Origin of the sequence: Mesorhizobium sp. BR1-1-13 (genome assembly GCF_020165515.1) — a bacterium.
In the GTDB taxonomy this organism is placed as follows: Bacteria; Pseudomonadota; Alphaproteobacteria; order Rhizobiales; family Rhizobiaceae; genus Mesorhizobium.
Genome location: NZ_JAIUIH010000001.1, coordinates 337449 through 357389, shown reverse-complemented (window position 1 = coordinate 357389; position 19941 = coordinate 337449). Strand labels below are relative to the sequence as shown.

Below are 19941 nucleotides of genomic sequence, written 5' to 3'. Positions count from 1 at the left end.
TTTTCTTTTCAAAACAACGGATTGATCCATGACTTCACGAACCATCCTGATCGTCGACGACGATGACGACCTGCGCGGCACGTTGGTCGAGCAATTGTCCCTTTATGAGGAATTCGACGTGCTGCAGGAGTCCACTGCGGCAAAAGGCGTCGCCGCGGCGCGTGGCGGCCTCATCGACCTGCTGATCATGGATGTCGGCCTGCCCGACATGGACGGCCGCGAAGCGGTGAAGATCCTGCGCAAGGGCGGCTACAAGGCGCCCATCATCATGCTGACCGGCCACGACACCGATTCGGACACGATCCTCGGCCTCGAAGCCGGCGCCAACGACTATGTGACGAAGCCGTTCCGCTTCGCGGTGCTCTTGGCGCGCATCCGCGCGCAGCTGCGCCAGCACGAGCAAAGCGAGGACGCCACCTTCTCGGTCGGCCCCTACACCTTCAAGCCAAGCCAGAAGCTGCTGATAGACCCGCGCGGCGCAAAGGTGCGGCTGACAGAGAAGGAGGCCTCGATCATCAAATATCTCTACCGCGCCGACCAGAAGGTGGTGACGCGCGACGTGCTGCTCGAGGAGGTGTGGGGCTACAATTCCGGTGTTACCACGCACACGCTGGAAACCCATGTGTATCGTCTGCGCCAGAAGATCGAGCGCGATCCTTCCAATGCGGAAATTCTTGTGACAGAAAGCGGTGGCTACAAGCTGGTTCCTTAAACATTTTATTATCCAATAAGCGGTCTGGGCGGGGCTGCTTTTGGGTGCGATCCTGTTGGAGGGGGATTCTGGATCGTACCGCGAAGGAGGATTGGACTGACCGTTCGGGGACACAGCTAGATGGCGCTGGATGACGACATCCGCATCCTGTCCGCCGTGAGGCTTTTCGAGGGCTTCACGCAGGAACAATTGCGCCTGCTCGCCTTCGGCGCCGAGACCATGCTGCTGCAGGCAGACCACAAGCTCTATCGCGAGGACGACATGGCTGATTCGGCCTATATCGTGGTCAGCGGAAAGATCGTGCTCTACCGCGAGCAGGCAGCCGAGCGCGTCCCTATCGGCACGGCCGGCCCGGGCACGATGCTCAGCGAACTGGCGCTGATCGCCGACACCAACCGGCTGACCAGCGCATCGGCCGTAGTCGATTCGGAGGTGATCCGGCTCAGCCGAAAGATGTTCCGCCGCATCCTGGAGGAATATCCTGAGCTGGCGGCACAGCTCCACCAGCGCATCCTGGAAGACTTTCAGGCACTGATCCACCGCATCGAGAAGCTGGCGCCGCGCTTTTCGGGGTGAACGGGAGAGTCGGGTGGACTTCCGGCTGGTTCGCGCCACCGAAAAATGACCTGCCCTTCATCATGGCGACCCAGCGGCTTGACGCAATTGTCGCCGGAGCGGGAAAGGCGCCGGCCCGGATGATCAGTCCAGGTTGAACCGCGCGATGACCGGAACATGGTCCGAGGGACGTTCCCAGCCACGCGCCGCCCGCAGGATTTCGTAGCCGGTGAAATCAGGCACCAGGTTCGGCGACGACCAGACATGGTCGAGCCGCCGGCCGCGATTGGACGCCTCCCAGTCCTGCGCGCGGTAGCTCCACCAGGTGTAGAGCTTCTGTTCTGATGGCACGTTGAGCCGCATCAGGTCGACCCAGTCGCCGGCCAGCCGCATGGCCTCGAAACTCTCCGTCTCGACCGGCGTATGGCTGACCACGTTGAGCAGTTGCTTGTGCGACCAGACATCGTGTTCGAGCGGCGCGATGTTGAGGTCGCCGACCAGGACCGAGGCGGACACTTCGCTGTGTTCGGCGCGGATTGCGTTCATCTCGGCGACGAAATCGAGCTTGTGCCTGAACTTGCGGTTGACGTCCGGGTCCGGTTCGTCGCCGCCCGCCGGAACGTAGAAATTGTGCAGCAGGATCGTCTTGCCACCGGCCCGCACGGTCACCGACAAATGCCGGCTGTCGTCGATGTCGCAGAAGCGGCGCTTCTCGACTACCGCGATCGGCCGGCGCGCGACCGTCGCCACGCCGTGATAGCCCTTCTGGCCATGAAAGGCGATGTGCTCGTAGCCGAGCCTGCGGAAAGCCTTTTCAGGGAACAGCTCGTCGGGAACTTTTGTTTCCTGCAGGCAGAGCACATCGGGCGCGTATTCATCGAGCAGGCGCTCGACGATCGGCATGCGCAGGCGAACGGAATTTATGTTCCAGGTGGCGATGGAAAAGGGCATTCGGCGGGTCCGGCGAAAGATCGCCGAACTACTGCCAGCCGCGCAGCGCAAAGACAAGTACTGCAACTATGGCGGAGATCAGCGCCGCCCTCATGGCCCTGCCCACCCTTCGCAGCAACCGCGCTGCAGCCCAGGAGAGTGAACCGGGCATTTCTTCCGTAAACCGGGACGAATGTGAGGGAGAGGAAAGACGCGAGCGTGGCCAGGCTGGCGCTCTTCCTCTCCCTACGGGAGGGCAGGGCAATCGCATATGACTTGCCGTAGCGACGGAAGTTATCTGGTCTTCGTATTCAGCTCGCGGTTGGCGGTATAGTCTATGGCAAACGTGTCAGGAGCGAAGCTGACACCTTCCTTGGTGTTGAAGATCATCACCGTAGTGTCCTTGCCCTGCGCATCGGTGATCGTCCACTGGCGCAGATCATAGGTCTTCGGATCGAACATCATGGTGATCCGCGCATTGCCGAACACCGACTTGTCCGAGAGCTGGATGGTGGTGAGGTCGTCCTCTTCCTTGACGCTCTTGACGCGGTTTCCGGAGAGGTCGATCCGGTCGTCGAGCAACAGTTTCAGCGGCGTCTTCGACAACGGATAAAGATCGGACGTGTTCAGTTTCTTGTTGAGGATGACTACCGACTTGCCGTCCGAAATCACTCGGAAATTCGAGGATCCGTCATAATTGAAGCGGATCTTGCCCGGTCTTTCCAGGAAGAACTTGCCGCCGGTCTGTTCGCCCTTGGGGCCGAACTGCACGAATTCGCCGCTCATCGACTTAACCGAGGAAAAATGATCGGCGATCTTCTGCGCGGCCGCCGGCACGGCCGCCTGCGCGGATGCCAGCAGCTCGAATCCGGGCACCACGTTGAGGGCGGCAGCGCCCGCAAGCACCAGGCCGAGGCCAAGCAGCTGACGGCGCGTCGGGGCAAGATCGCCGAGCGCGGAAAGATCGTTTTTCATGTCGGTCACTCTCATCCTAATCCTGATTTGTTGCTGTCCTGAACCCCCAGTTGGGCTGAAGTTTGACGGCGCGAACGCTGCTTACCGCTTGAACGCGCCAGGAGGTTCAAAGTTGCCGCCAGTATCTTTCGCGATCAGAATTTGTCCTCTTCGGTCGGCACCAGGATCTCGCGTTTTCCGGCATGGTTGGCGGGGCCGACAATGCCTTCTTTCTCCATCTTCTCGATGATCGAAGCGGCGCGGTTGTAGCCGATGCCCAGACGCCGTTGGATGTAGCTGGTCGAGGCCTTGCCGTCGCGCAACACCACGGATACCGCCTGATCGTAAGGATCGTCGGAATCCTCGAAGTTGCCGCCGCCACCGCCGCCACCGCCGCCCGAGCCCCCCTTGCCGGAGGGCTCGTCCTCGTCCTCATCATCGTCCTCGGTGATGGCGTCGAGATATTCCGGCACGCCCTGCAGCTTCAGATGCGCGACGATCTTCTCCACCTCGTCGTCGGAGACGAACGGGCCGTGCACGCGCTGGATGCGGCCGCCGCCGGCCATGTACAGCATGTCGCCCATGCCGAGCAGTTGCTCGGCGCCTTGCTCGCCCAGGATGGTGCGGCTGTCGATCTTCGACGTTACCTGGAAGGAGATGCGGGTGGGGAAGTTGGCCTTGATGGTACCGGTGATCACGTCGACAGACGGACGTTGCGTCGCCATGATGACGTGGATGCCGGCGGCGCGCGCCATCTGCGCCAGACGCTGGACGGCACCCTCGATGTCCTTGCCGGCAACCATCATCAGATCGGCCATTTCGTCGATGATGACGACGATGTAGGGCATCGGCTCGAGGTCGAGATTCTCGGTCTCGTAGATCGCCTCACCGGTCTGGCGGTCGAAGCCGGTCTGCACGGTGCGCGAGATCTTTTCGCCCTTCTTCTCCGCCTGTTGGACGCGTGCGTTAAAACCGTCGATATTGCGCACGCCGACCTTCGACATCTTGCGGTAGCGGTCTTCCATCTCCCGCACGGTCCATTTCAGCGCAACCACCGCCTTCTTCGGGTCGGTGACGACGGGCGTCAAAAGGTGCGGGATGCCGTCATAGACCGAGAGCTCCAGCATCTTGGGATCGATCATGATCAGCCGGCATTCCTGCGGCGTCAGCCGGTAGAGCAGCGACAGGATCATGGTGTTGATGGCGACCGACTTGCCCGAGCCGGTGGTGCCGGCGACCAGAACGTGCGGCATCTTGGCGATATCGACGATGACCGCCTCGCCGTTGATGGTCTTGCCCAGCGCCAACGCCAGCTTGGCCTTGGTGGTCTCGAAATCGCGGCTGGCCATAATTTCCCTGAGATACACCGTCTCACGCTTGGCGTTAGGCAATTCGATGCCGATGGCGTTGCGGCCCGGCACCACGGCGACGCGGCAGGCGATGGCGCTCATCGAGCGGGCGATGTCATCGGAGAGGCCGATGACGCGCGATGATTTGATGCCTGGCGCCGGCTCCAGCTCATAGAGCGTGACGACGGGGCCGGGGCGGACATGGATGATCTCGCCCTTGACGCCGAAATCCTCCAGCACGCCTTCGAGCAGGCGGGCGTTCTGTTCCAGCGCGTCTTTCGAGAGGCTCGGGTCGCGCGCGACGTTCTTCGGTTCGGACAGGAAATGCAGCGACGGCATCTCGAATTTTTCCGAGCCGATCAGCGAGGTCTGCGCCTCGCGCTGGACGCGCGCACCCGGGGCCGGGCGCGGCGCCGGCGCTTCAACGCGCGTGGCGGCATCCGAGCGGAACGGCTGGACCTTGGCGGTGGGAGCCGCGCGACGCTGGACGAGGGGTTCATCGTCGAAATCGACATCGTCATCGCCGGTGTCGAAGCGATCGTCGAAGACGTCATCGTCCGGATCGACGGAAACGCTGCGATCGTTGACCATGGCGGCGAAGAATTCCGGTTCGACGCGGGCACGGCCATCCGGGCTCATCCGCTGCTCGGCGAACTCGGCCGATTCGACCCGTTCGGCGGCGCGCCGCCAGGCGCTGGCGCGCGGCTCCATTCCCGGCTCGAAGTCGTCCCGCCGCTGCCTGCGGCGCACGGCGCGGCGGTGCATCCACGCGCGGAACGAAAGCCACCAATGGGTCATTGCGCCGAGCGCCAGTATGCCTTCGTCGCCTTCATCCTCGTCATTGTCGAACAGCAGCTCATCCTCACGCGGATCGGCGGCGGCCGGTTCCTCCATGACGGCGAAACCGTTCTTGCGCGCGATCAGCGCCGAACCGTAGGCGAACAGCCATAGCGCCGGCCCGGCCATCAGAATGGCGAGCACGCTGGCGACCAGACCGGTCGGGTAGCCGCCAATGACGAGGCCTGGAATCTTCAGCACCATGTCGCCGAACACGCCGCCGAGCCCCGTCGGCAGCGGCCAGGTCTTGGGCGGCACCACGCAGCCGGCGATCGCGGCGGCCAGCAGGGCAAAGCCGAACCAGAACAGACCGCGCCTGGGCAGCCTGTCGACGCCACGCGCCGAAAACAGCAGATATCCCCAGATCACGGCCGGAACCAGCGCCGCCACGGCGGCAAGGCCGAAGAACTGCATGGCGATGTCGGAGAAGACCGCACCCGCATAGCCCATGGCATTGGTGACGGTGTTGGCTGTGGCGTGGGAGAAGCTCGGGTCGGCGACATTCCAGGTGGCAAGGCTGGCGACACCGAAAGCGGTGAACGCGAACATGCCGGCGCCGACCAGCCGGCCGACCTGGCGTCGCGCGAATGCCTGGATGCCGTGCCCCGTATCGGTCAGCGCGAGCGGTGCTGAAGCCCCTGAACGCATGCTCTTCCCCGTCAGTGATTGCCTGGCCCGAGCGCGTGACGCACTTCGGCAGATTTGGCTGCCAGACTATGCGTGGGAAGGTTAAGGCCGCATTAACCATGGCAGGGCCTCAGCCGCCTGCCGCAAATAACAATGGCGAGCCTCACGGCCCGCCATTTCTGCATTGGCAACGGCAGGGTGATCAGGCTCGGTGGGCCTGATCCGCTCCGATCTCAGTTGGCTCCGCCGAGCGCCTGGACGTTGGCGCAGAACTCGGCATGCGGCTTGCTCATCGCCGCGTCCTGGCATTCCTTCTTCATCGCATCCTGCTTTTCCATTGGCATGGCCATGAAAGCGGTCTTGAATTCCGCCATCGGCTTCATGGTTTTCATGCTGGAATTGGTGAAGAACGGGGCCATATTGTCGGGTTCGTCGAGAGCCCCGGCAAATGCCATGCCGCTGACCATGGAAAGAGCGAGCGCGCCGAGACAGATATTCTTGACGTTCATTGGATGGTTTCCTTCCCTATTGTTTGAAACGACCGCCGAACAGTGGTCGTGCCCGGGAGTTCGATGCCAAGACGCCCGATGTTTCCTCGAAAATCTCAATCACGCGAACGTGATTGCGCTCGTCCAACCAAGTGGGCTCCAAAAAAGAGGCCCGGAGCGATCCGGGCCTCAAGGCGTGAGCACCTTGCGGAGCGCCACGACGGGATTTCAAAAACAGTTCCGGAAGACGTGCAGCGATTTTCCGTACGCGATTACAGAAAGAGGTGGGACCGGCGGGAGGAAGTCCGCCGATCCCATGGCTAAGAGGCCTTATGGCACCACTTCGCCGTGCTGGCTGATGTCGAGACCCTCGACCTCTTCCTGGGTCGACGGACGCAGGCCGACGAGCGCCTTGACGATGTAGAGGATGACGAAGGTGGCGATTGCCGTCCACAGGATGGTGAAGACGATGCCGTAGAGCTGCTTGCCGATCGACGCGCCCGAGGACAGGCTGTTGATTGCCGGGTCGGCGAGCACGCCGGTCAGCAATGCGCCGACCACGCCGCCGACGCCATGGACACCGAAAGCATCGAGCGAGTCGTCATAGCCGAACATGTGCTTTACCTTGACCGCCGAGATGTAGCAGACGACGCCGGCGACGATGCCGACGATGAAGGCGCCCGTCGGGTTGACGAAGCCGGAAGCCGGCGTCACCGCAACAAGGCCGGCAACGGCGCCGGAGATGATGCCGAGCACCGAGGGCTTCTTGGCGACGATCCATTCGGCGAACATCCAGGCCAGCGCCGCTGCCGCGGTGGCAACCTGGGTGTTGAGCATCGCGGCACCTGCGAGGCCGTCGGCGGCGAGTTCCGAACCGGCGTTGAAGCCGAACCAGCCGACCCACAGCAGCGAAGCGCCGATCACGGAATAGACCAGGTTATGCGGCGCCATGTTGGTGGTGCCGTAGCCTTCGCGCTTGCCCAGGACCAGGGCGCAGACGAGACCCGCGACACCGGCATTGATATGGACGACCGTGCCGCCGGCGAAGTCGAGCACGCCGGCAGCGCCGAGGAAGCCGCCGCCCCAGACCCAATGCGCGATCGGCGCATAGACGACCAGCAGCCACAGCGCCATGAAGATCAGCAGGGCCGAGAACTTCATGCGCTCGGCAAAGGCGCCGGCGATCAGGGCCGGGGTGATGATGGCGAAGGTCATCTGGAACATCGAGAAGACGAATTCAGGAATGTTGGCCACGCCCGGCGCCCACAGCGTCGAGGTGGTGATGCCGTGATGGAAGAACTTCGAGAAGCCGCCGAGATAGGCATTCATGCCGCCGCCGTCGGAAAAGGCCAGCGAATAGCCGAACATGAACCACAGCACCGTCACCAGGCAGGTGATGGCGAAGCTCTGCATGACAGTGGCAAGCACGTTCTTCTTGCGCACCATGCCGCCGTAGAACAGGGCCAGGCCAGGGATGGTCATCATCAGCACCAGCGCCGTCGAAGTCAGCATCCAGGCGGTGTTGCCGGTGTCGAGCACCGGGGTGGGAGCGGCCGGCGCGGCGGCAGCCGCGGCCGGAGCCGCTTCCTGCGCGAAGGCGGCGACGCTGCCCAACGCTGCGAGAGCGAGCGAGCCAAAAAGGGCGGCGCGTCCCGTCTTCTTCAAGGTGGAAGAAATATTCATTGAACTCTCCATTGGAATACGTGTTCGCCGCTTCAGAGCGCGTCGGTGTCTGTTTCGCCGGTGCGGATGCGCACCGCCTGGTCGATGCCGAAAACGAAGATCTTGCCGTCGCCGATCTGACCGGTCTTGGCGGCTGCGGTGATGGCCTCCACGGCCTTGTCGACCATGTCGGCGCTGACCGCGACCTCGATCTTGATCTTCGGCAGGAAACTGACCGCGTATTCCGCCCCGCGATAGATTTCCGTGTGCCCCTTCTGACGCCCGTAGCCTTTGACTTCGGTGACGGTCAGGCCCTGGATGCCGACGGCGGTAAGCGCTTCGCGTACCTCGTCGAGCTTGAACGGCTTGATGATTGCCATCACGATTTTCATAAGGTTTCACCCTTTTGCTGTTGCGGTCCCCCGCGTTTGCACACCTTCACCGATCCCGAGGAGCCGGAGAGTGCCGACGAGGATTCAAGCTCCGTGCCAATTGCCGAAGCAGCGTGTTAACTTGTTGTAAACAAAGGAATTGACACGCCGGCGATCGCACCGTGCCGATAAGCGCGGCACAGCTTCTGCTCAATAATTAAGCAATTTTCAGAAAACGCCTATTTGGGAGGCTTTGGTCGAACGGACTGCTCAACGCTTGAGCCGGATCAAGCCTTCCTGGGCCATCGAGGCGATCAGCGTGCCGTCGCGGGCATAAAGCGTGCCGCGGCTGAACCCGCGCGATCCCGAGCTCGAGGGGCTGTCCTGCGCGTAGAGCAGCCAGCCGTCGAGCGAATGCGGACGGTGGAACCACATCGAATGGTCGAGGCTGGCCGCCTGGATGTCGGGATCGAACAGCCCGCGCCCATGCGCGAAGGTCGAGGTGTCGAGCAGTGTCATGTCGGAGAGATAGGCGAGCAGCACCGATTGCAGCGCGCGGTCGTCTGGGACGGGGCCGGCGAGGCGGATCCAGACATTCTGTCGGGGCGGCAGCTTGTCGCGGCTTTCATAGTGCTGGAGATTGACCGGCCTGAGCTCCAGCGGTCGCTCGCGTGCCCAGAAGCGTCGCACTGCTTCCGGCACCCGGTCGGCCTTTTCGAGCAGTTGGCGCTGCGTCTTCAGCCCTTCCGGCGGCGGCACGTCGTCAGGCAAAGCGAACTGGTGCTCCAGCCCCTTCTCATCGACCTGGAACGAGGCTTCCAGCGAGAAGATCGCGTTCCCGTGCTGGATCGCCAGCACCCGGCGGGTGGTGAAGGAGCCGCCGTCGCGGATGCGGTCGACCTCGTAGATGATCGGCACCTTGATGTCGCCCGGCCGCATGAAATAGCCATGCAGCGAATGCACGTAGCGGTCGGGCTCGACTGTCCGCTGTGCCGCTACCAGCGCCTGGGCGATGGTCTGGCCGCCGAACACGCGCTGCCACTCCACCTGGGGGCTGCGACCACGATACAGATTGTGTTCCAGCCTCTCGAGGTCGAGAATGCGCAGAAGCTCGTCCATGGCCGCCGTCATGTGTCGTGACCTCGCCTCAAGATTTCCTTGGCGGGTTTCCGACAGGAAGGACGGGCCGTCAAGGGCGGATGGCAGGCTGGCTTGCAAGGAGCGAAGACCATGGAAGGCAAGGCAGAGGCGAAAACCAGGTCCGGGCTCGATGTTCTGGTCGCCGGCGCCGGCTATGTCGGCCTGGCTGCCGCCGTGTCGCTGAAACAGGCGCAACCGGAGCTTGCCGTGGCCCTGGTCGATGCCGCGCCCGCCGGCTCCTGGCAAAGGGACGGGCGCGCCTCGGCCATTGCGGCGGCCGCCTGCCGCATGCTCGAGCGGCTCGGCGTCTGGGCCGAGATCGCGCCGGAAGCGCAGGCGATCACCGAGATGATCATCACCGATTCGCGTACCGCCGATCCGGTGCGCCCGGTCTTCCTCACTTTCGACGGCGAGGTGGCGCCGGGCGAGCCCTTCGCGCATATGGTGGCCAACCGGGTGCTGAACGGCGCCTTGCGCCGCAGCGCCGAAAAGCTCGGCGTCGACATCATCGAAGGCGTTGCCGTGCAAGGGTTCGAAACCGATGGTGCGGGCGTCACCGTGCATCTGGCCGACGGCGCGACGCTGAAGGCACGGCTGCTGGTCGCCGCCGACGGCGTCAACTCGAAGCTGCGCGACATGGCCGGCATCAAGACGGTGAAGTGGGAATACGGCCAGTCCGGCATCGTCTGCACCGTGGCGCATGAACGGCCCCACAATGGCCGTGCCGAAGAGCATTTCCTGCCCGCCGGCCCCTTCGCCACGCTGCCGCTGAAGCCGGGCGAGGACGGCTCCAACCGGTCGTCGATCGTCTGGGTCGAGCGGTCGGAAGATGCTCAGACGCTGGTCGCCGGCGACGACCTCCTCTTCGAGCATGAGCTGGAACAGCGTTTCGGCCTCAAGCTTGGCGAGATCCGCGTCGCCGACAAGCCGCGCGCTTGGCCGCTGGGTCTTACCATCGCGCGCGCCTTCGTCGCGCCGCGCGTGGCGCTTGCCGGCGATGCCGCCCACGGCATCCACCCGATCGCCGGCCAGGGCCTCAATCTCGGCTTCAAGGATGTCGCCGCCCTGGCCGAGGTGATCGTCGAAGCCGACCGGCTGGGCCAGGACATCGGCGCGCTCGACGTGCTCGAGCGCTACCAGCAATGGCGCCGTTTCGACACGGTGCAGATGGGCGTCACGACAGATGTGCTGAACCGGCTGTTTTCCAACGACATCGGCCCGCTGCGCGCGGTGCGCGACATCGGCCTCGGTCTGGTCGAGCGCATGCCGCGGCTGAAGGAATTCTTCATCCGCCAGGCGTCGGGGCTTTCAGCCGGCACGCCGCGACTTTTGAAAGGCGAGGCGATCTGACCCCGCGCGCCACCTATGACCCGGGCACGTCATAGATCGCCCGGACCTCGATCGTGCCGAGTTCGGCCAGCGGAATGCCGCCGGCGATGTCCAGCGCCTCCTGGAGGTCCTTCGCCTCGATCATGACGAAGCCGAGCAACTGCTCCTTGGTTTCGGCGAACGGGCCGTCGGTGACCAGCCGCTTGCCCTTGCGACGGCGCACGGTCTTCGAGGTCTTCACCGATTGCAGCGCCTGCGCGACGATGAGCTTGCCTTGTTGGTCCAAGGACCGGTCGTAGGCAAGCGAATCGGCGTCGAGCTTGGCCGATCCTTCCGGGGTGAGCGCGTGGAGGTCTTTCTCCTCACCATAGACCAGGCAGACATATTTCATTTCGCGCTCCCTTGCTGCGATGAATCATAGGATGCGGCGACGAGCGTGTCAGCCTTGCCTTCGACCGCTGCCGCATGGTCGAGAAGGCATGCCGCGACCGCGATGATGGCGACAGCAGCCAGCAGCCTGCGGACACCGGACGGCGGCGGCTCCAGCCAGAAGTCTTGCCGTCGTTGAGCCTTGCGGCCTGGGACCTTCCATATTGCGAAAAACAGATTGTCCATGTGAACCTCCATCCGGCCACAATCCCGTGGTCGCCCGCAGGACGGTCGGGCCGAATGGAAGCCGACATTTTTGCACGCGGATTTTTTCGAAAGGAATGAACCGTCATCGCGCCGTGGTCCAAACAGCGCAGTGGTCTTCGCCCATGCCCGCGCTATAGTTGGCCGGACGCTGGGCTCACCTGGACAAGTTCACGACAACCAAGGAGGAATTCATGGACCGCACCGCAACCGCCGTCTGGAAGGGCAATCTGAAGGACGGCAAAGGCACGCTCGACAGCCAGAGCGGGACCCTGAACGGCACGCCCTATTCGTTCAAGGCACGCTTCGAGGACGAGAGCGGCAAATCCGGCACCAATCCCGAAGAGCTGATCGCGGCCGCGCACGCCGGCTGCTACGCCATGCAGCTGTCGCATTTCCTGGCCGAGAACGGCACCCCGGCGGCCGAGCTCGACGCCAAGGCCGTGGTGACGCTGGTTCCCGGCACCGGCATCACGGGCAGCGCGATCACCCTTGTCGGCAAGGTGCCCGGCATCGACGCGGCGAAGTTCAAGGAATTGGCCGAGAAGGCCAAGGCCGAATGCCCTGTTTCCAAAGCGCTGGGCGCCATCAACGTATCGCTCGACGCCAGGCTCGGCTGAGGGCCCGGTATCCCGGCGCGCATGGTCGCGCCGGGCATCCTCGAGCGCTCAGGCGCCCAGCGCGTCGAGCCGGGTGCGAAGGGCTGCGACTTCCTGCTCCAGCGCCTCCACTCTCGCTTCGAGGTCGGAAGCGGGCACGGCCGATGCAGTGCGCTGCGCCGACAGGGCCGCAACATCGACCGGCCCGGCGAGGAGATGCACGTAGCGGTCCTCGCGTTGGCCTGGACCGCGCGGGATTTCCTGGACGAGCGGCGGTCGACGGCCGATCAGCATATCGAGTTCACCGCGCAAATCCTCGATCGACGAAAACCGTGCCATGCGCTCGCTGCGTGCCAACAATTCATGCGCCGTCTGCGGCCCGCGCAGCAAAAGCAGGCCGACCAAGGCGGTCTGCGGCGTAGTCAGCGAGAAGCGCTGCGCCATCTGGTGCTCGTAGCGCTCGACGCGGGAGCCGAACATCTGCCGTACCAGCCCCTTCTGCTCGAGCACCTTCAGCGCCCGGTGCACCTCTGTCTGCTCCAGCGCCATGACGGGCTCGCGCGCCGTCTTCTGGTTGGCGGCGGCAAGTGCTGCGTTGAGTGTCAGCGGATAGACGTCCGGCGTCAGCTCCTTCTTCTCGATGAGGCAGCCGAGCACACGCGCTTCGGGAGGAGACAGGATGGGGAGGTCCGTCATTGGATTGCAATCCTTTCTGAAGCTGGCAAGACAGCGCCCCTCTGTCCTGCCGGAGAAAGGAGGCGCGAAGGATCGCTGCGTTCAAGATTGCCGCGAGCGAGCGCCTAGACCCTTCTCTCCACCATCATCTTCTTGATTTCCGCGATCGCCTTGGCCGGATTCAAGCCCTTGGGGCAGGTCTGCGCGCAGTTCATGATGGTGTGGCAGCGATAAAGCCGGAACGGGTCCTCGAGATTGTCGAGCCGCTCGCCCGTGGCCTCGTCGCGGCTGTCGATCAGCCAGCGATAGGCCTGCAGCAAGGTTGCCGGGCCGAGATAACGGTCGCCGTTCCACCAATAGCTTGGGCAAGAGGTCGAGCAGCAGGCGCACAATATGCACTCGTAGAGCCCGTCGAGCTTCTCGCGCTCCTCATGGCTCTGCAGCCATTCCTTGGCCGGCTGCGGCGAGACCGTCTTCAGCCACGGTTCGATCGAGGCGTGCTGGGCGTAGAAATTGGTGAGGTCGGGCACCAGGTCCTTGATGACGGGCATATGCGGCAGCGGGTAAATCTTGATGGCGCCCGATATGTCGTCGCAGCCCTTGGTGCAGGCGAGCGTGTTGGAGCCGTCGATATTCATGGCGCACGAGCCGCAAATGCCCTCGCGGCAGGAGCGACGCAAGGTCAGCGTCGGGTCGATCTTGTTCTTGATCCAGAGCAGCGCGTCCAGCACCATCGGCCCGCAATCGTCCATGTCGACGAAATAGGTGTCCATGCGCGGGTTCTCGTCATCATCCGGCGACCAGCGGTAGATGCGATATTCCCTGAGATTGGTCGCGCCTTCCGGCTTCGGCCAGGTCTTGCCCTGCTGGATCTTCGAGTTCTTGGGGAGCGTGAGTTCGACCATTACCTCAGGTCCTTTCGGATGACGTGGCTGGACGTCATTTCAATACACCCTGGCCTTGGGCGCGATCTTGGCGAGACTGATGCCGCCGTCCTTTTCGGCCAGCAGCGGTTCGGTGTGCACCGGACGGTAGGAGAGCGTCACCTCACCGGTCTCGCTCAGATGGGCGAGCGTGTGCTTGCGCCAGTTGGCGTCGTCGCGGGCCGAGAAATCCTCCCGCGCGTGCGCGCCACGGCTCTCCTTGCGCGCCTCGGCGCCGTAGACCGTGGTGATGGCGTTGGCCATCAGGTTTTCCAGCTCCAGCGTCTCGACCAGGTCGGAGTTCCAGATCATCGAGCGGTCGAAAACCTTTATGTCCTTGAGCTCGCCCCAGATCTGCGAAATGCGCTTGCAACCGTTCTCCAGCGATTCCTGCGTGCGGAACACAGCCGCGTCTTCCTGCATGGCACGCTGCATCTTCTCGCGCAGAACCGCCGTCGGCGTTGATCCGTTGGCGTGACGCAGCCGGTCGAAGCGGTCCATGATCTTGTCGACCGAGGCCTGGTTGGGCGACGGGATTGCCGACTTGCGATCGATGACCTGGCCGGCGCGGATCGCCGCCGCGCGTCCGAACACGACCAGGTCGATCAGCGAGTTCGATCCCAGCCGGTTGGCGCCGTGCACCGAGGCGCAGCCGGCCTCGCCTACCGCCATCAGGCCGGGCGAAACCCGATCGGGATTAAGGATCGTCGGGTTGAGCACCTCGCCCCAGTAATTGGTCGGCACGCCGCCCATATTGTAGTGCACCGTCGGCAGCACCGGAATCGGCTCCTTGGTGAGATCGACGCCGGCGAAGATCTTTGCCGATTCCGAGATGCCGGGCAGCCGCTCGTGCAGCACCGCCGGATCGAGATGGTCGAGGTGCAGGAAGATATGGTCCTTGTTCTTGCCGACGCCGCGGCCCTCGCGGATTTCCAGCGTCATGCAGCGCGAGACGACGTCGCGCGAGGCAAGGTCCTTGGCCGACGGCGCGTAGCGCTCCATGAACCGCTCGCCCTCGGAATTGACGAGATAGCCGCCCTCGCCGCGCGCGCCTTCGGTGATCAGGCAGCCGGCGCCGTAGATGCCGGTCGGGTGGAATTGCACGAACTCCATGTCCTGCAGCGGAAAGCCTGCCCTGGCCGCCATTCCGCCGCCGTCGCCGGTGCAGGTGTGCGCCGACGTCGCCGAGAAATAAGCGCGGCCATAGCCGCCGGTCGCCAGCACAACCATCTTGGCCGAGAAGCGGTGGATGGTGCCGTCGTCGAGGTTCCAGGCGACGACGCCGGTGCAGGTGCCGTCCGGCTCCATGATCAGGTCGAGCGCGAAATACTCGATGAAGAACTGCGCGTTGTTCTTCAGCGACTGGCCGTAGAGCGTGTGCAGGATGGCGTGGCCGGTGCGGTCGGCGGCCGCGCAGGTGCGCTGCACGGGCGGGCCATCGCCGTAATTCATCATGTGGCCGCCGAACGGCCGCTGGTAGATCTTGCCCTCTTCCGTGCGCGAGAACGGCACGCCGTAATGCTCGAGCTCGTAGACGGCGGCCGGCGCTTCACGCACCAGATATTCCATGGCGTCGACATCGCCCAGCCAGTCCGAACCCTTGACGGTGTCGTACATGTGCCACTGCCAGGAGTCCGGGCCCATGTTGGAAAGCGAAGCGGCAATACCGCCCTGCGCCGCCACCGTATGCGAGCGGGTCGGGAAAACCTTGGTGATACAGGCGGTGCGCAGGCCCTGTTCGGCCATGCCCAGCGTAGCGCGCAGTCCCGCGCCCCCGGCACCGACGACCACGACGTCGAATTTGTGGTCGACATAGGTATAGCCTGCCGTATTGGCTTCTTTTGCGTCCTTGGCCAAAACGTCAGCCTCCGAATGCCAGTTTGAGCAGGGCGAAGAGCGAAGCCGCGCCGACCGCTATGGTGAAGAAAGTGTTGAGGGCGATCAGCGCCAGCTTCATGCCTTCGCCATGCACGTAATCCTCGATGATCACCTGCATGCCGATCCGCATGTGATAAAGCGGCGAGATGAGCACAAGGGCCATCATCAGCGCCACGAGCGGGTTGGCGAGCGCTGCCCGCACCTCCGCATAACCGGCGCCGTTGAGCGCGACCAAGAACCCGGTGAAGAACAGGATCAGCGGGATGTTGGCGATTGCCGTGAGGCGCTGGCGCCAGAAATGCCCGGTGCCTTCGCGGGCAGAGCCCAGGCCGCGGACTTTAGCCAGCGGCGTGCGCATGTCGGTCTTTCCAGTGCTCATGGTCAGGCTCCTCGCGCCATATAGCCGGCGATCCAGATCAGCAGCGTGAGCAGGATCGAGCCGGCCAGGGTCGCCCAGGCGATCTTGGAGGCGGTATGCTTTTCGAGACCGGCGCCGGTGTCCCAGATCAGGTGACGCACGCCCCCCAGCATGTGATGCATGAGCGCCCAGGTGTAGCCGAACAGGATCAGCCGTCCGAGCCAGGTTCCGAACGCCCAGCTCACCCAATCGAAAGTGGCTTGCGAGCTCGCCGCCGCCATCAACCATATCGCGACCAGGAGGGTGCCGAAATAGAGCGCGCCGCCGGTGATGCGATGGATGATCGACATCGTCATGGTGATCGGCGGCCGGTACACGCTGAGGTGCGGCGAAAGCGGCCGTTCACGTCCGGCGAATTCGCGGGTGGCTGGTGATTTGCTCATGGCTCCCCCAGTTCGGCGTTCCTGGAGCCTCAGGTGGAAATGCGGCATTGCCGCTTCCGGTTGCGACTTCGGACAGCCGGTTTCTAATGCTCTTTTTGCACCGCGTCAAAGCCAGAAAACCGTTTCGAAAACGTAATTTAGTCTGATTAAAAGGCAGGTCCGGGCTTCAATCGATTAGGCGTCGACGATGCCAAGCCGGCCCGTTCTCGCTGCGGTGCAGCATATATGTGACGGGCGCGGGCTTCGGCTGAGCGGGTGCAGGTCAGCGGCGCCGAGCCCGCCTTCATCACCAGCGTCTCGCGGCCGTCGATCACGATCGCGTCATGTGCCTCGCCGTCAGCAACGGGGACAAGCGATGATGACCGGGCCGGCTTTGGCTCCTGCGTTAACCATGTTTATCAAGACATGGCGGAGAAACGCGCCAACCTCTTAACAAAGGTTAAGAAAAGGTTAATTTCCGATTCGAGGAGGCTTTGTCTCCAACATGGAGGACGCCATGCGTTCGAATTCGGGCAGATCGCGCCTTGCGGCGCTCACAGTGGCGGTATTGGCCGTCGCCTTCGTCGCGCCGGCGCTGGCGGACGGACGCCACCAGGATCGGGTCTACGCCGATTCCTTCGGCAATCTCGTCATCGACAGTGCCGCCGGCTACAAGCGCATCCTCGTCGGCGAAGGCAAGCTCGCCAAGCAGCTGTCCGACTATACCAGCGCCGGCCAGCCCAAGGTGATCTACGAGAACGGGGCTGACGAGATGTCGGGCTATGGCGACTGCTATCGGCCGCCGGTGTTCGTGAAGGGGCGCAGTTATATGTATGGCCTCTCCGACGGCGAAATGCCCGAGCTCAGCCCCTGCCGATGAACAGCGCCACGGCCTGTGGCCCGGCGGAAACGCGCACGCAGTCGCGCCCGGCATCCTTCGCCTGATACAGCGCTTCATCGGCACGCCGCATCAGGTCGGAAAAATGCTCGCCGGCATGAAGTTCGGCGACGCCGAAGCTCGCCGTGCAGCGATTGTCGGCGGGGAGCCCGTCTATAGGCAGCGTCCCGAAGGCGCTGCGCGCGCCTTCAGCGAACAGCCGTGCGGCGGCAAGATTGGTGCCTGGCAAGATGATGGCGAACTCTTCGCCGCCTATACGACCGGCGACATGGTGGTCGGCCGCGGCCTCGCGCAGGAAGCGGGCAAAGGCCTCGATGACCCGGTCGCCCGAGGCATGGCCGTAATTGTCGTTGATGGACTTGAAGTGATCGAGATCGGCGATGACCAGCGCGACTGGGACGCCGCGGCGCGCCGCGTCCCCCAGCGCCGTCTCGGCGTGACGCTCGAAGCCGCCGCGGTTGAGGAGCCGCGACAGCGTGTCCGTTTCCGACTTCGACGTCGCCTCGGCGAGCACGTCGCGCACCAGTATCGCCAGCGCCAGCAAGGCCAGCGCCACGCCGAACACGGTGCCGAGCGATTGCGATACCAGGGCATAGCTGGTCTGCAGATAGGATTGCGGGGCGGCGCCGCGGCCGCCAAGCGCATCGGCGATGAATGGCTTGCTGGCGAACTGCACGGCGCTGGCCGTCAGCACCGCCATCAGCATCCGATCGAGCCGGTCACGCCTTTGCCTGGACGACCAGACAATGCCGAACCCGGTAAGCTGCATGACGGCGTAGGGCAGTTGGTAGGCCATCTTGCTGACAAGGGACTGGCGCGGCAGATCCTGAGCGAAATAGACCGCGACAGACGCAACGGCCAGGACCAGGAGCATCGCCGACCAGGGCGGCGTCACGCCGTATCTATGCGCAAGCCCGCCGTTGAAGGCGATGGTGGCGCCAAGCAAAACGGCAAAGGCTGCGACGACCACCAGCCGCGCATTGTCGAAGGCGGGGATGCTGAATTCAACGACGAAATAGGCCATGCCCAGCACATAGCCGAACGCCAGCCAGCGTGCCGAGACGCGTCCGATGTCATAGACGGCGATCGCCATGAAGGCCGCCGCCAGCAGCCCGGCAACGAACAGGTTGATGACAAGGATGAAGTCCGCGCCGCCCATGATTTCCCAAGTCCCTGACGGCAGCAAACCATCGACGGGCGAAAAAGAAGTTAACGTCAAGTCATACCGGAGGCTCGCGCACGCCTCGGAGATCGGCCGAACGATGCTTGCCATCGCCCTTCACGGCGAAGCAAGGAACGAAGCGGTGCGGCGCGGGCCCTGGATGATGAAGGCGTCAGGCCGATCGCCTTCAGCCGGCTTTGAGCGGCTCCGGCACAAACAGCGTTTCCGGCCGCTCATAGGACAGGCGCACGCTGTCGCGCCCGTTTTTCTTGGCCTTGTAGAGGGCCTCGTCGGCGCGGCGCATCAACGGCTCCAGCGCTTCGTCGCCGCTGCGCGCCGCGACCCCGAAACTGGCGGTGACCTTGGTGCCAGGCGGAAGTCCGTCGACGCCGCCAGCCGAGTAGGCCACGCGCACGGCCTCTGCGAACAGCCGCGCGGCGGCAAGATCGGTCAAGGGCAGGAGCACCGCGAATTCCTCGCCCCCAATACGTCCCGCCTCACCGCGCGCACCGGCGGCCGCGCGAAGCCTGGCGGCGAAGTCAGCGATCACCCGGTCGCCAGCGGCGTGCCCATGCAGGTCATTGAGCGCCTTGAAGTGGTCGAGGTCGGCCAGAACCAGGGCCACCGGCAATTTCGCCGCCGCGCAGCGTTGCAAGAGCAGGGCCGCCCGTTCCTCGAAGCCGCGCCGGTTGAGCAGGCCCGACAGCGGATCGGTGTAGGTTTCGACCTTCAACGCCTTCATCACGTCGAGCGCGGCGGCGGAGAACAGGCAAAGCGCGATCAGCAGCGACAGCAGCGCGTGCGACAGCAACGCCGTCGTCCAATAGGAGGATGTATAGAGCTCGTCATAGGTCGTGAAAGGCCCGTGCGCGACGATGACGGCAAGCGTGCGCACGAAGAAATTCAGCCCCGCGAGCAACGCCAGGACGAACAGGATACTTTCCGTCGGGCCATTGCCACGCACCTTGCGCAATTCGGCGGCCGCCACCAGACTGATGCCGCCGAGTGCGAAGTTGATGACGAGGACCCGCCATGTCAGGTCCGGCTGGACGAACAGGAACCAGCAAAAGGCGACCATGCCGCCGCTCGCCAAGACGCAAAGCCCGGCATAGGGCACTCGCCGGCCATGCCGCGCCACGATCGCGCCGGCCAGGCAGGATCCGGCAACGCAGAAGCATAGATTGGAGAGCAGCTTCGACGGTGCCAGGCCAACGGGCAGCGTGAAATGCTGGAACAGGAACCCGGCCGCCGCGAGCGAATAGCTTACCGCCAGCACGGCCAGATAGGGACGGTGGCGCTGATAGAACCAAAGCACGAGGAACGCCGCGCCGAGGGCCAGCGCGATCGTCGGGTTTAACAACGCTATCAGCAGGCCGGTGTCCAAAGGACCGTCACTTCCCCTCGCTTGACGTCAGGGAAGACCTTAGGCCGCAAGCCCA

The 19941-nt window shown here is 63.9% G+C and carries 21 protein-coding genes; 5 read left to right on the top strand and 16 right to left on the bottom strand.

The window, feature by feature from the left end:
• Positions 1-28 precede the first annotated feature (28 nt).
• Together LB533_RS01795 and LB533_RS01790 are read left to right on the top strand one after the other, a co-directional pair.
• The gene (locus LB533_RS01795) at positions 29-712 is read left to right on the top strand and encodes a response regulator transcription factor (RefSeq protein WP_091576052.1); all 684 of its coding nucleotides are present in this window, start codon (positions 29-31) and stop codon (positions 710-712) included.
• Between the two features lie 120 nt (positions 713-832).
• A complete protein-coding gene (locus LB533_RS01790) occupies positions 833-1288 on the top strand; it encodes a cyclic nucleotide-binding domain-containing protein (RefSeq protein ID WP_224676519.1) in 456 nt (151 codons plus the stop codon).
• A gap of 123 nt (positions 1289-1411) precedes the next feature.
• Here the strand turns inward: LB533_RS01790 and LB533_RS01785 are convergent, their stop codons facing one another.
• From LB533_RS01785 to tesB, 7 genes are all read right to left on the bottom strand, one after another.
• A complete protein-coding gene (locus LB533_RS01785) occupies positions 1412-2218 on the bottom strand; it encodes an exodeoxyribonuclease III (RefSeq protein WP_224676518.1) in 807 nt (268 codons plus the stop codon).
• Positions 2219-2491: 273 nt separating this feature from the next.
• Positions 2492-3172 (bottom strand): outer membrane lipoprotein carrier protein LolA, encoded by a 681-nt coding sequence (locus LB533_RS01780; protein WP_140513951.1) that lies wholly within the window; start codon positions 3170-3172, stop codon positions 2492-2494.
• Between the two features lie 134 nt (positions 3173-3306).
• On the bottom strand, positions 3307-5985 hold the full coding sequence (locus tag LB533_RS01775) for a DNA translocase FtsK (RefSeq protein WP_224676517.1): 2679 nt from the start codon (positions 5983-5985) through the stop codon (positions 3307-3309).
• A 212-nt stretch (positions 5986-6197) separates the two neighbouring features.
• A complete protein-coding gene (locus tag LB533_RS01770) occupies positions 6198-6473 on the bottom strand; it encodes a hypothetical protein (protein WP_224676516.1) in 276 nt (91 codons plus the stop codon).
• Positions 6474-6782: 309 nt separating this feature from the next.
• Entirely contained in the window at positions 6783-7964 is a 1182-nt protein-coding gene (locus LB533_RS01765) for an ammonium transporter (RefSeq protein WP_411969768.1), read from the bottom strand.
• A 203-nt stretch (positions 7965-8167) separates the two neighbouring features.
• Positions 8168-8506, bottom strand: a complete 339-nt coding sequence (locus tag LB533_RS01760; RefSeq protein WP_013528889.1) for a P-II family nitrogen regulator — start codon at positions 8504-8506, stop codon at positions 8168-8170.
• 249 nt (positions 8507-8755) lie between these two features.
• Complete coding sequence (gene tesB / locus LB533_RS01755; protein ID WP_140524665.1) at positions 8756-9616, bottom strand: acyl-CoA thioesterase II; 861 nt, start codon at positions 9614-9616, stop codon at positions 8756-8758.
• Between the two features lie 99 nt (positions 9617-9715).
• Between tesB and LB533_RS01750 the strand changes: the two genes are divergently transcribed.
• On the top strand, positions 9716-10975 hold the full coding sequence (locus LB533_RS01750) for a ubiquinone biosynthesis hydroxylase (RefSeq protein ID WP_224676514.1): 1260 nt from the start codon (positions 9716-9718) through the stop codon (positions 10973-10975).
• Positions 10976-10988: 13 nt separating this feature from the next.
• Here the strand turns inward: LB533_RS01750 and LB533_RS01745 are convergent, their stop codons facing one another.
• Both LB533_RS01745 and LB533_RS01740 read right to left on the bottom strand, forming a co-directional pair.
• On the bottom strand, positions 10989-11345 hold the full coding sequence (locus tag LB533_RS01745; protein ID WP_140550698.1) for a YciI family protein: 357 nt from the start codon (positions 11343-11345) through the stop codon (positions 10989-10991).
• On the bottom strand, positions 11342-11569 hold the full coding sequence (locus LB533_RS01740; protein ID WP_224676513.1) for a hypothetical protein: 228 nt from the start codon (positions 11567-11569) through the stop codon (positions 11342-11344). The genes LB533_RS01745 and LB533_RS01740 overlap by 4 nt, the downstream gene beginning before the upstream one ends.
• Positions 11570-11781: 212 nt before the next feature.
• Here LB533_RS01740 and LB533_RS01735 point away from each other — a divergent pair, with 212 nt between their 5' ends.
• A complete protein-coding gene (locus tag LB533_RS01735) occupies positions 11782-12207 on the top strand; it encodes an OsmC family protein (protein WP_140492697.1) in 426 nt (141 codons plus the stop codon).
• A gap of 48 nt (positions 12208-12255) precedes the next feature.
• Here LB533_RS01735 and LB533_RS01730 read toward each other — a convergent pair whose 3' ends face one another.
• The 5 genes from LB533_RS01730 to sdhC form a co-directional block, all read right to left on the bottom strand.
• Positions 12256-12882 (bottom strand): YceH family protein, encoded by a 627-nt coding sequence (locus LB533_RS01730; protein ID WP_224676512.1) that lies wholly within the window; start codon positions 12880-12882, stop codon positions 12256-12258.
• A gap of 104 nt (positions 12883-12986) precedes the next feature.
• Complete coding sequence (locus LB533_RS01725; RefSeq protein ID WP_224676511.1) at positions 12987-13766, bottom strand: succinate dehydrogenase iron-sulfur subunit; 780 nt, start codon at positions 13764-13766, stop codon at positions 12987-12989.
• A 39-nt stretch (positions 13767-13805) separates the two neighbouring features.
• Positions 13806-15641: a succinate dehydrogenase flavoprotein subunit gene (sdhA, locus tag LB533_RS01720; RefSeq protein WP_140518102.1), complete on the bottom strand. Its 1836-nt coding sequence runs from the start codon at positions 15639-15641 to the stop codon at positions 13806-13808.
• 4 nt (positions 15642-15645) lie between these two features.
• Positions 15646-16041 (bottom strand): succinate dehydrogenase, hydrophobic membrane anchor protein, encoded by a 396-nt coding sequence (gene sdhD / locus LB533_RS01715; RefSeq protein WP_224676510.1) that lies wholly within the window; start codon positions 16039-16041, stop codon positions 15646-15648.
• 2 nt (positions 16042-16043) lie between these two features.
• Positions 16044-16463: a succinate dehydrogenase, cytochrome b556 subunit gene (gene sdhC, locus LB533_RS01710; RefSeq protein ID WP_224676509.1), complete on the bottom strand. Its 420-nt coding sequence runs from the start codon at positions 16461-16463 to the stop codon at positions 16044-16046.
• Between the two features lie 496 nt (positions 16464-16959).
• On the opposite strand from sdhC, the gene LB533_RS01705 reads away from it, so the two are divergent.
• Positions 16960-17322, top strand: coding sequence for a hypothetical protein (locus LB533_RS01705; RefSeq protein WP_140643322.1), 363 nt, complete (start codon positions 16960-16962; stop codon positions 17320-17322).
• Here the strand turns inward: LB533_RS01705 and LB533_RS01700 are convergent.
• Complete coding sequence (locus LB533_RS01700; protein WP_224676508.1) at positions 17306-18499, bottom strand: sensor domain-containing diguanylate cyclase; 1194 nt, start codon at positions 18497-18499, stop codon at positions 17306-17308. The genes LB533_RS01705 and LB533_RS01700 overlap by 17 nt on opposite strands.
• Before the next feature lie 190 nt (positions 18500-18689).
• The gene (locus LB533_RS01695; RefSeq protein WP_224676507.1) at positions 18690-19886 is read right to left on the bottom strand and encodes a sensor domain-containing diguanylate cyclase; all 1197 of its coding nucleotides are present in this window, start codon (positions 19884-19886) and stop codon (positions 18690-18692) included.
• Positions 19887-19941 lie beyond the last annotated feature (55 nt).

What these genes read in the sequence shown, in the direction of transcription:
- LB533_RS01795 (WP_091576052.1), top strand. Translation starts at nt 29, where the DNA reads ATGACTTCACGAACCATCCTGATCGTCGACGACGATGACGACCTGCGC.
- LB533_RS01790 (WP_224676519.1), top strand. Translation starts at nt 833, where the DNA reads ATGGCGCTGGATGACGACATCCGCATCCTGTCCGCCGTGAGGCTTTTC.
- LB533_RS01785 (WP_224676518.1), bottom strand. Translation starts at nt 2,218, where the DNA reads ATGCCCTTTTCCATCGCCACCTGGAACATAAATTCCGTTCGCCTGCGC.
- LB533_RS01780 (WP_140513951.1), bottom strand. Translation starts at nt 3,172, where the DNA reads ATGAAAAACGATCTTTCCGCGCTCGGCGATCTTGCCCCGACGCGCCGT.
- LB533_RS01775 (WP_224676517.1), bottom strand. Translation starts at nt 5,985, where the DNA reads ATGCGTTCAGGGGCTTCAGCACCGCTCGCGCTGACCGATACGGGGCAC.
- LB533_RS01770 (WP_224676516.1), bottom strand. Translation starts at nt 6,473, where the DNA reads ATGAACGTCAAGAATATCTGTCTCGGCGCGCTCGCTCTTTCCATGGTC.
- LB533_RS01765 (WP_411969768.1), bottom strand. Translation starts at nt 7,964, where the DNA reads ATGCTGACTTCGACGGCGCTGGTGCTGATGATGACCATCCCTGGCCTG.
- LB533_RS01760 (WP_013528889.1), bottom strand. Translation starts at nt 8,506, where the DNA reads ATGAAAATCGTGATGGCAATCATCAAGCCGTTCAAGCTCGACGAGGTA.
- tesB (WP_140524665.1), bottom strand. Translation starts at nt 9,616, where the DNA reads ATGACGGCGGCCATGGACGAGCTTCTGCGCATTCTCGACCTCGAGAGG.
- LB533_RS01750 (WP_224676514.1), top strand. Translation starts at nt 9,716, where the DNA reads ATGGAAGGCAAGGCAGAGGCGAAAACCAGGTCCGGGCTCGATGTTCTG.
- LB533_RS01745 (WP_140550698.1), bottom strand. Translation starts at nt 11,345, where the DNA reads ATGAAATATGTCTGCCTGGTCTATGGTGAGGAGAAAGACCTCCACGCG.
- LB533_RS01740 (WP_224676513.1), bottom strand. Translation starts at nt 11,569, where the DNA reads ATGGACAATCTGTTTTTCGCAATATGGAAGGTCCCAGGCCGCAAGGCT.
- LB533_RS01735 (WP_140492697.1), top strand. Translation starts at nt 11,782, where the DNA reads ATGGACCGCACCGCAACCGCCGTCTGGAAGGGCAATCTGAAGGACGGC.
- LB533_RS01730 (WP_224676512.1), bottom strand. Translation starts at nt 12,882, where the DNA reads ATGACGGACCTCCCCATCCTGTCTCCTCCCGAAGCGCGTGTGCTCGGC.
- LB533_RS01725 (WP_224676511.1), bottom strand. Translation starts at nt 13,766, where the DNA reads ATGGTCGAACTCACGCTCCCCAAGAACTCGAAGATCCAGCAGGGCAAG.
- sdhD (WP_224676510.1), bottom strand. Translation starts at nt 16,041, where the DNA reads ATGAGCACTGGAAAGACCGACATGCGCACGCCGCTGGCTAAAGTCCGC.
- sdhC (WP_224676509.1), bottom strand. Translation starts at nt 16,463, where the DNA reads ATGAGCAAATCACCAGCCACCCGCGAATTCGCCGGACGTGAACGGCCG.
- LB533_RS01705 (WP_140643322.1), top strand. Translation starts at nt 16,960, where the DNA reads ATGCGTTCGAATTCGGGCAGATCGCGCCTTGCGGCGCTCACAGTGGCG.
- LB533_RS01700 (WP_224676508.1), bottom strand. Translation starts at nt 18,499, where the DNA reads ATGGGCGGCGCGGACTTCATCCTTGTCATCAACCTGTTCGTTGCCGGG.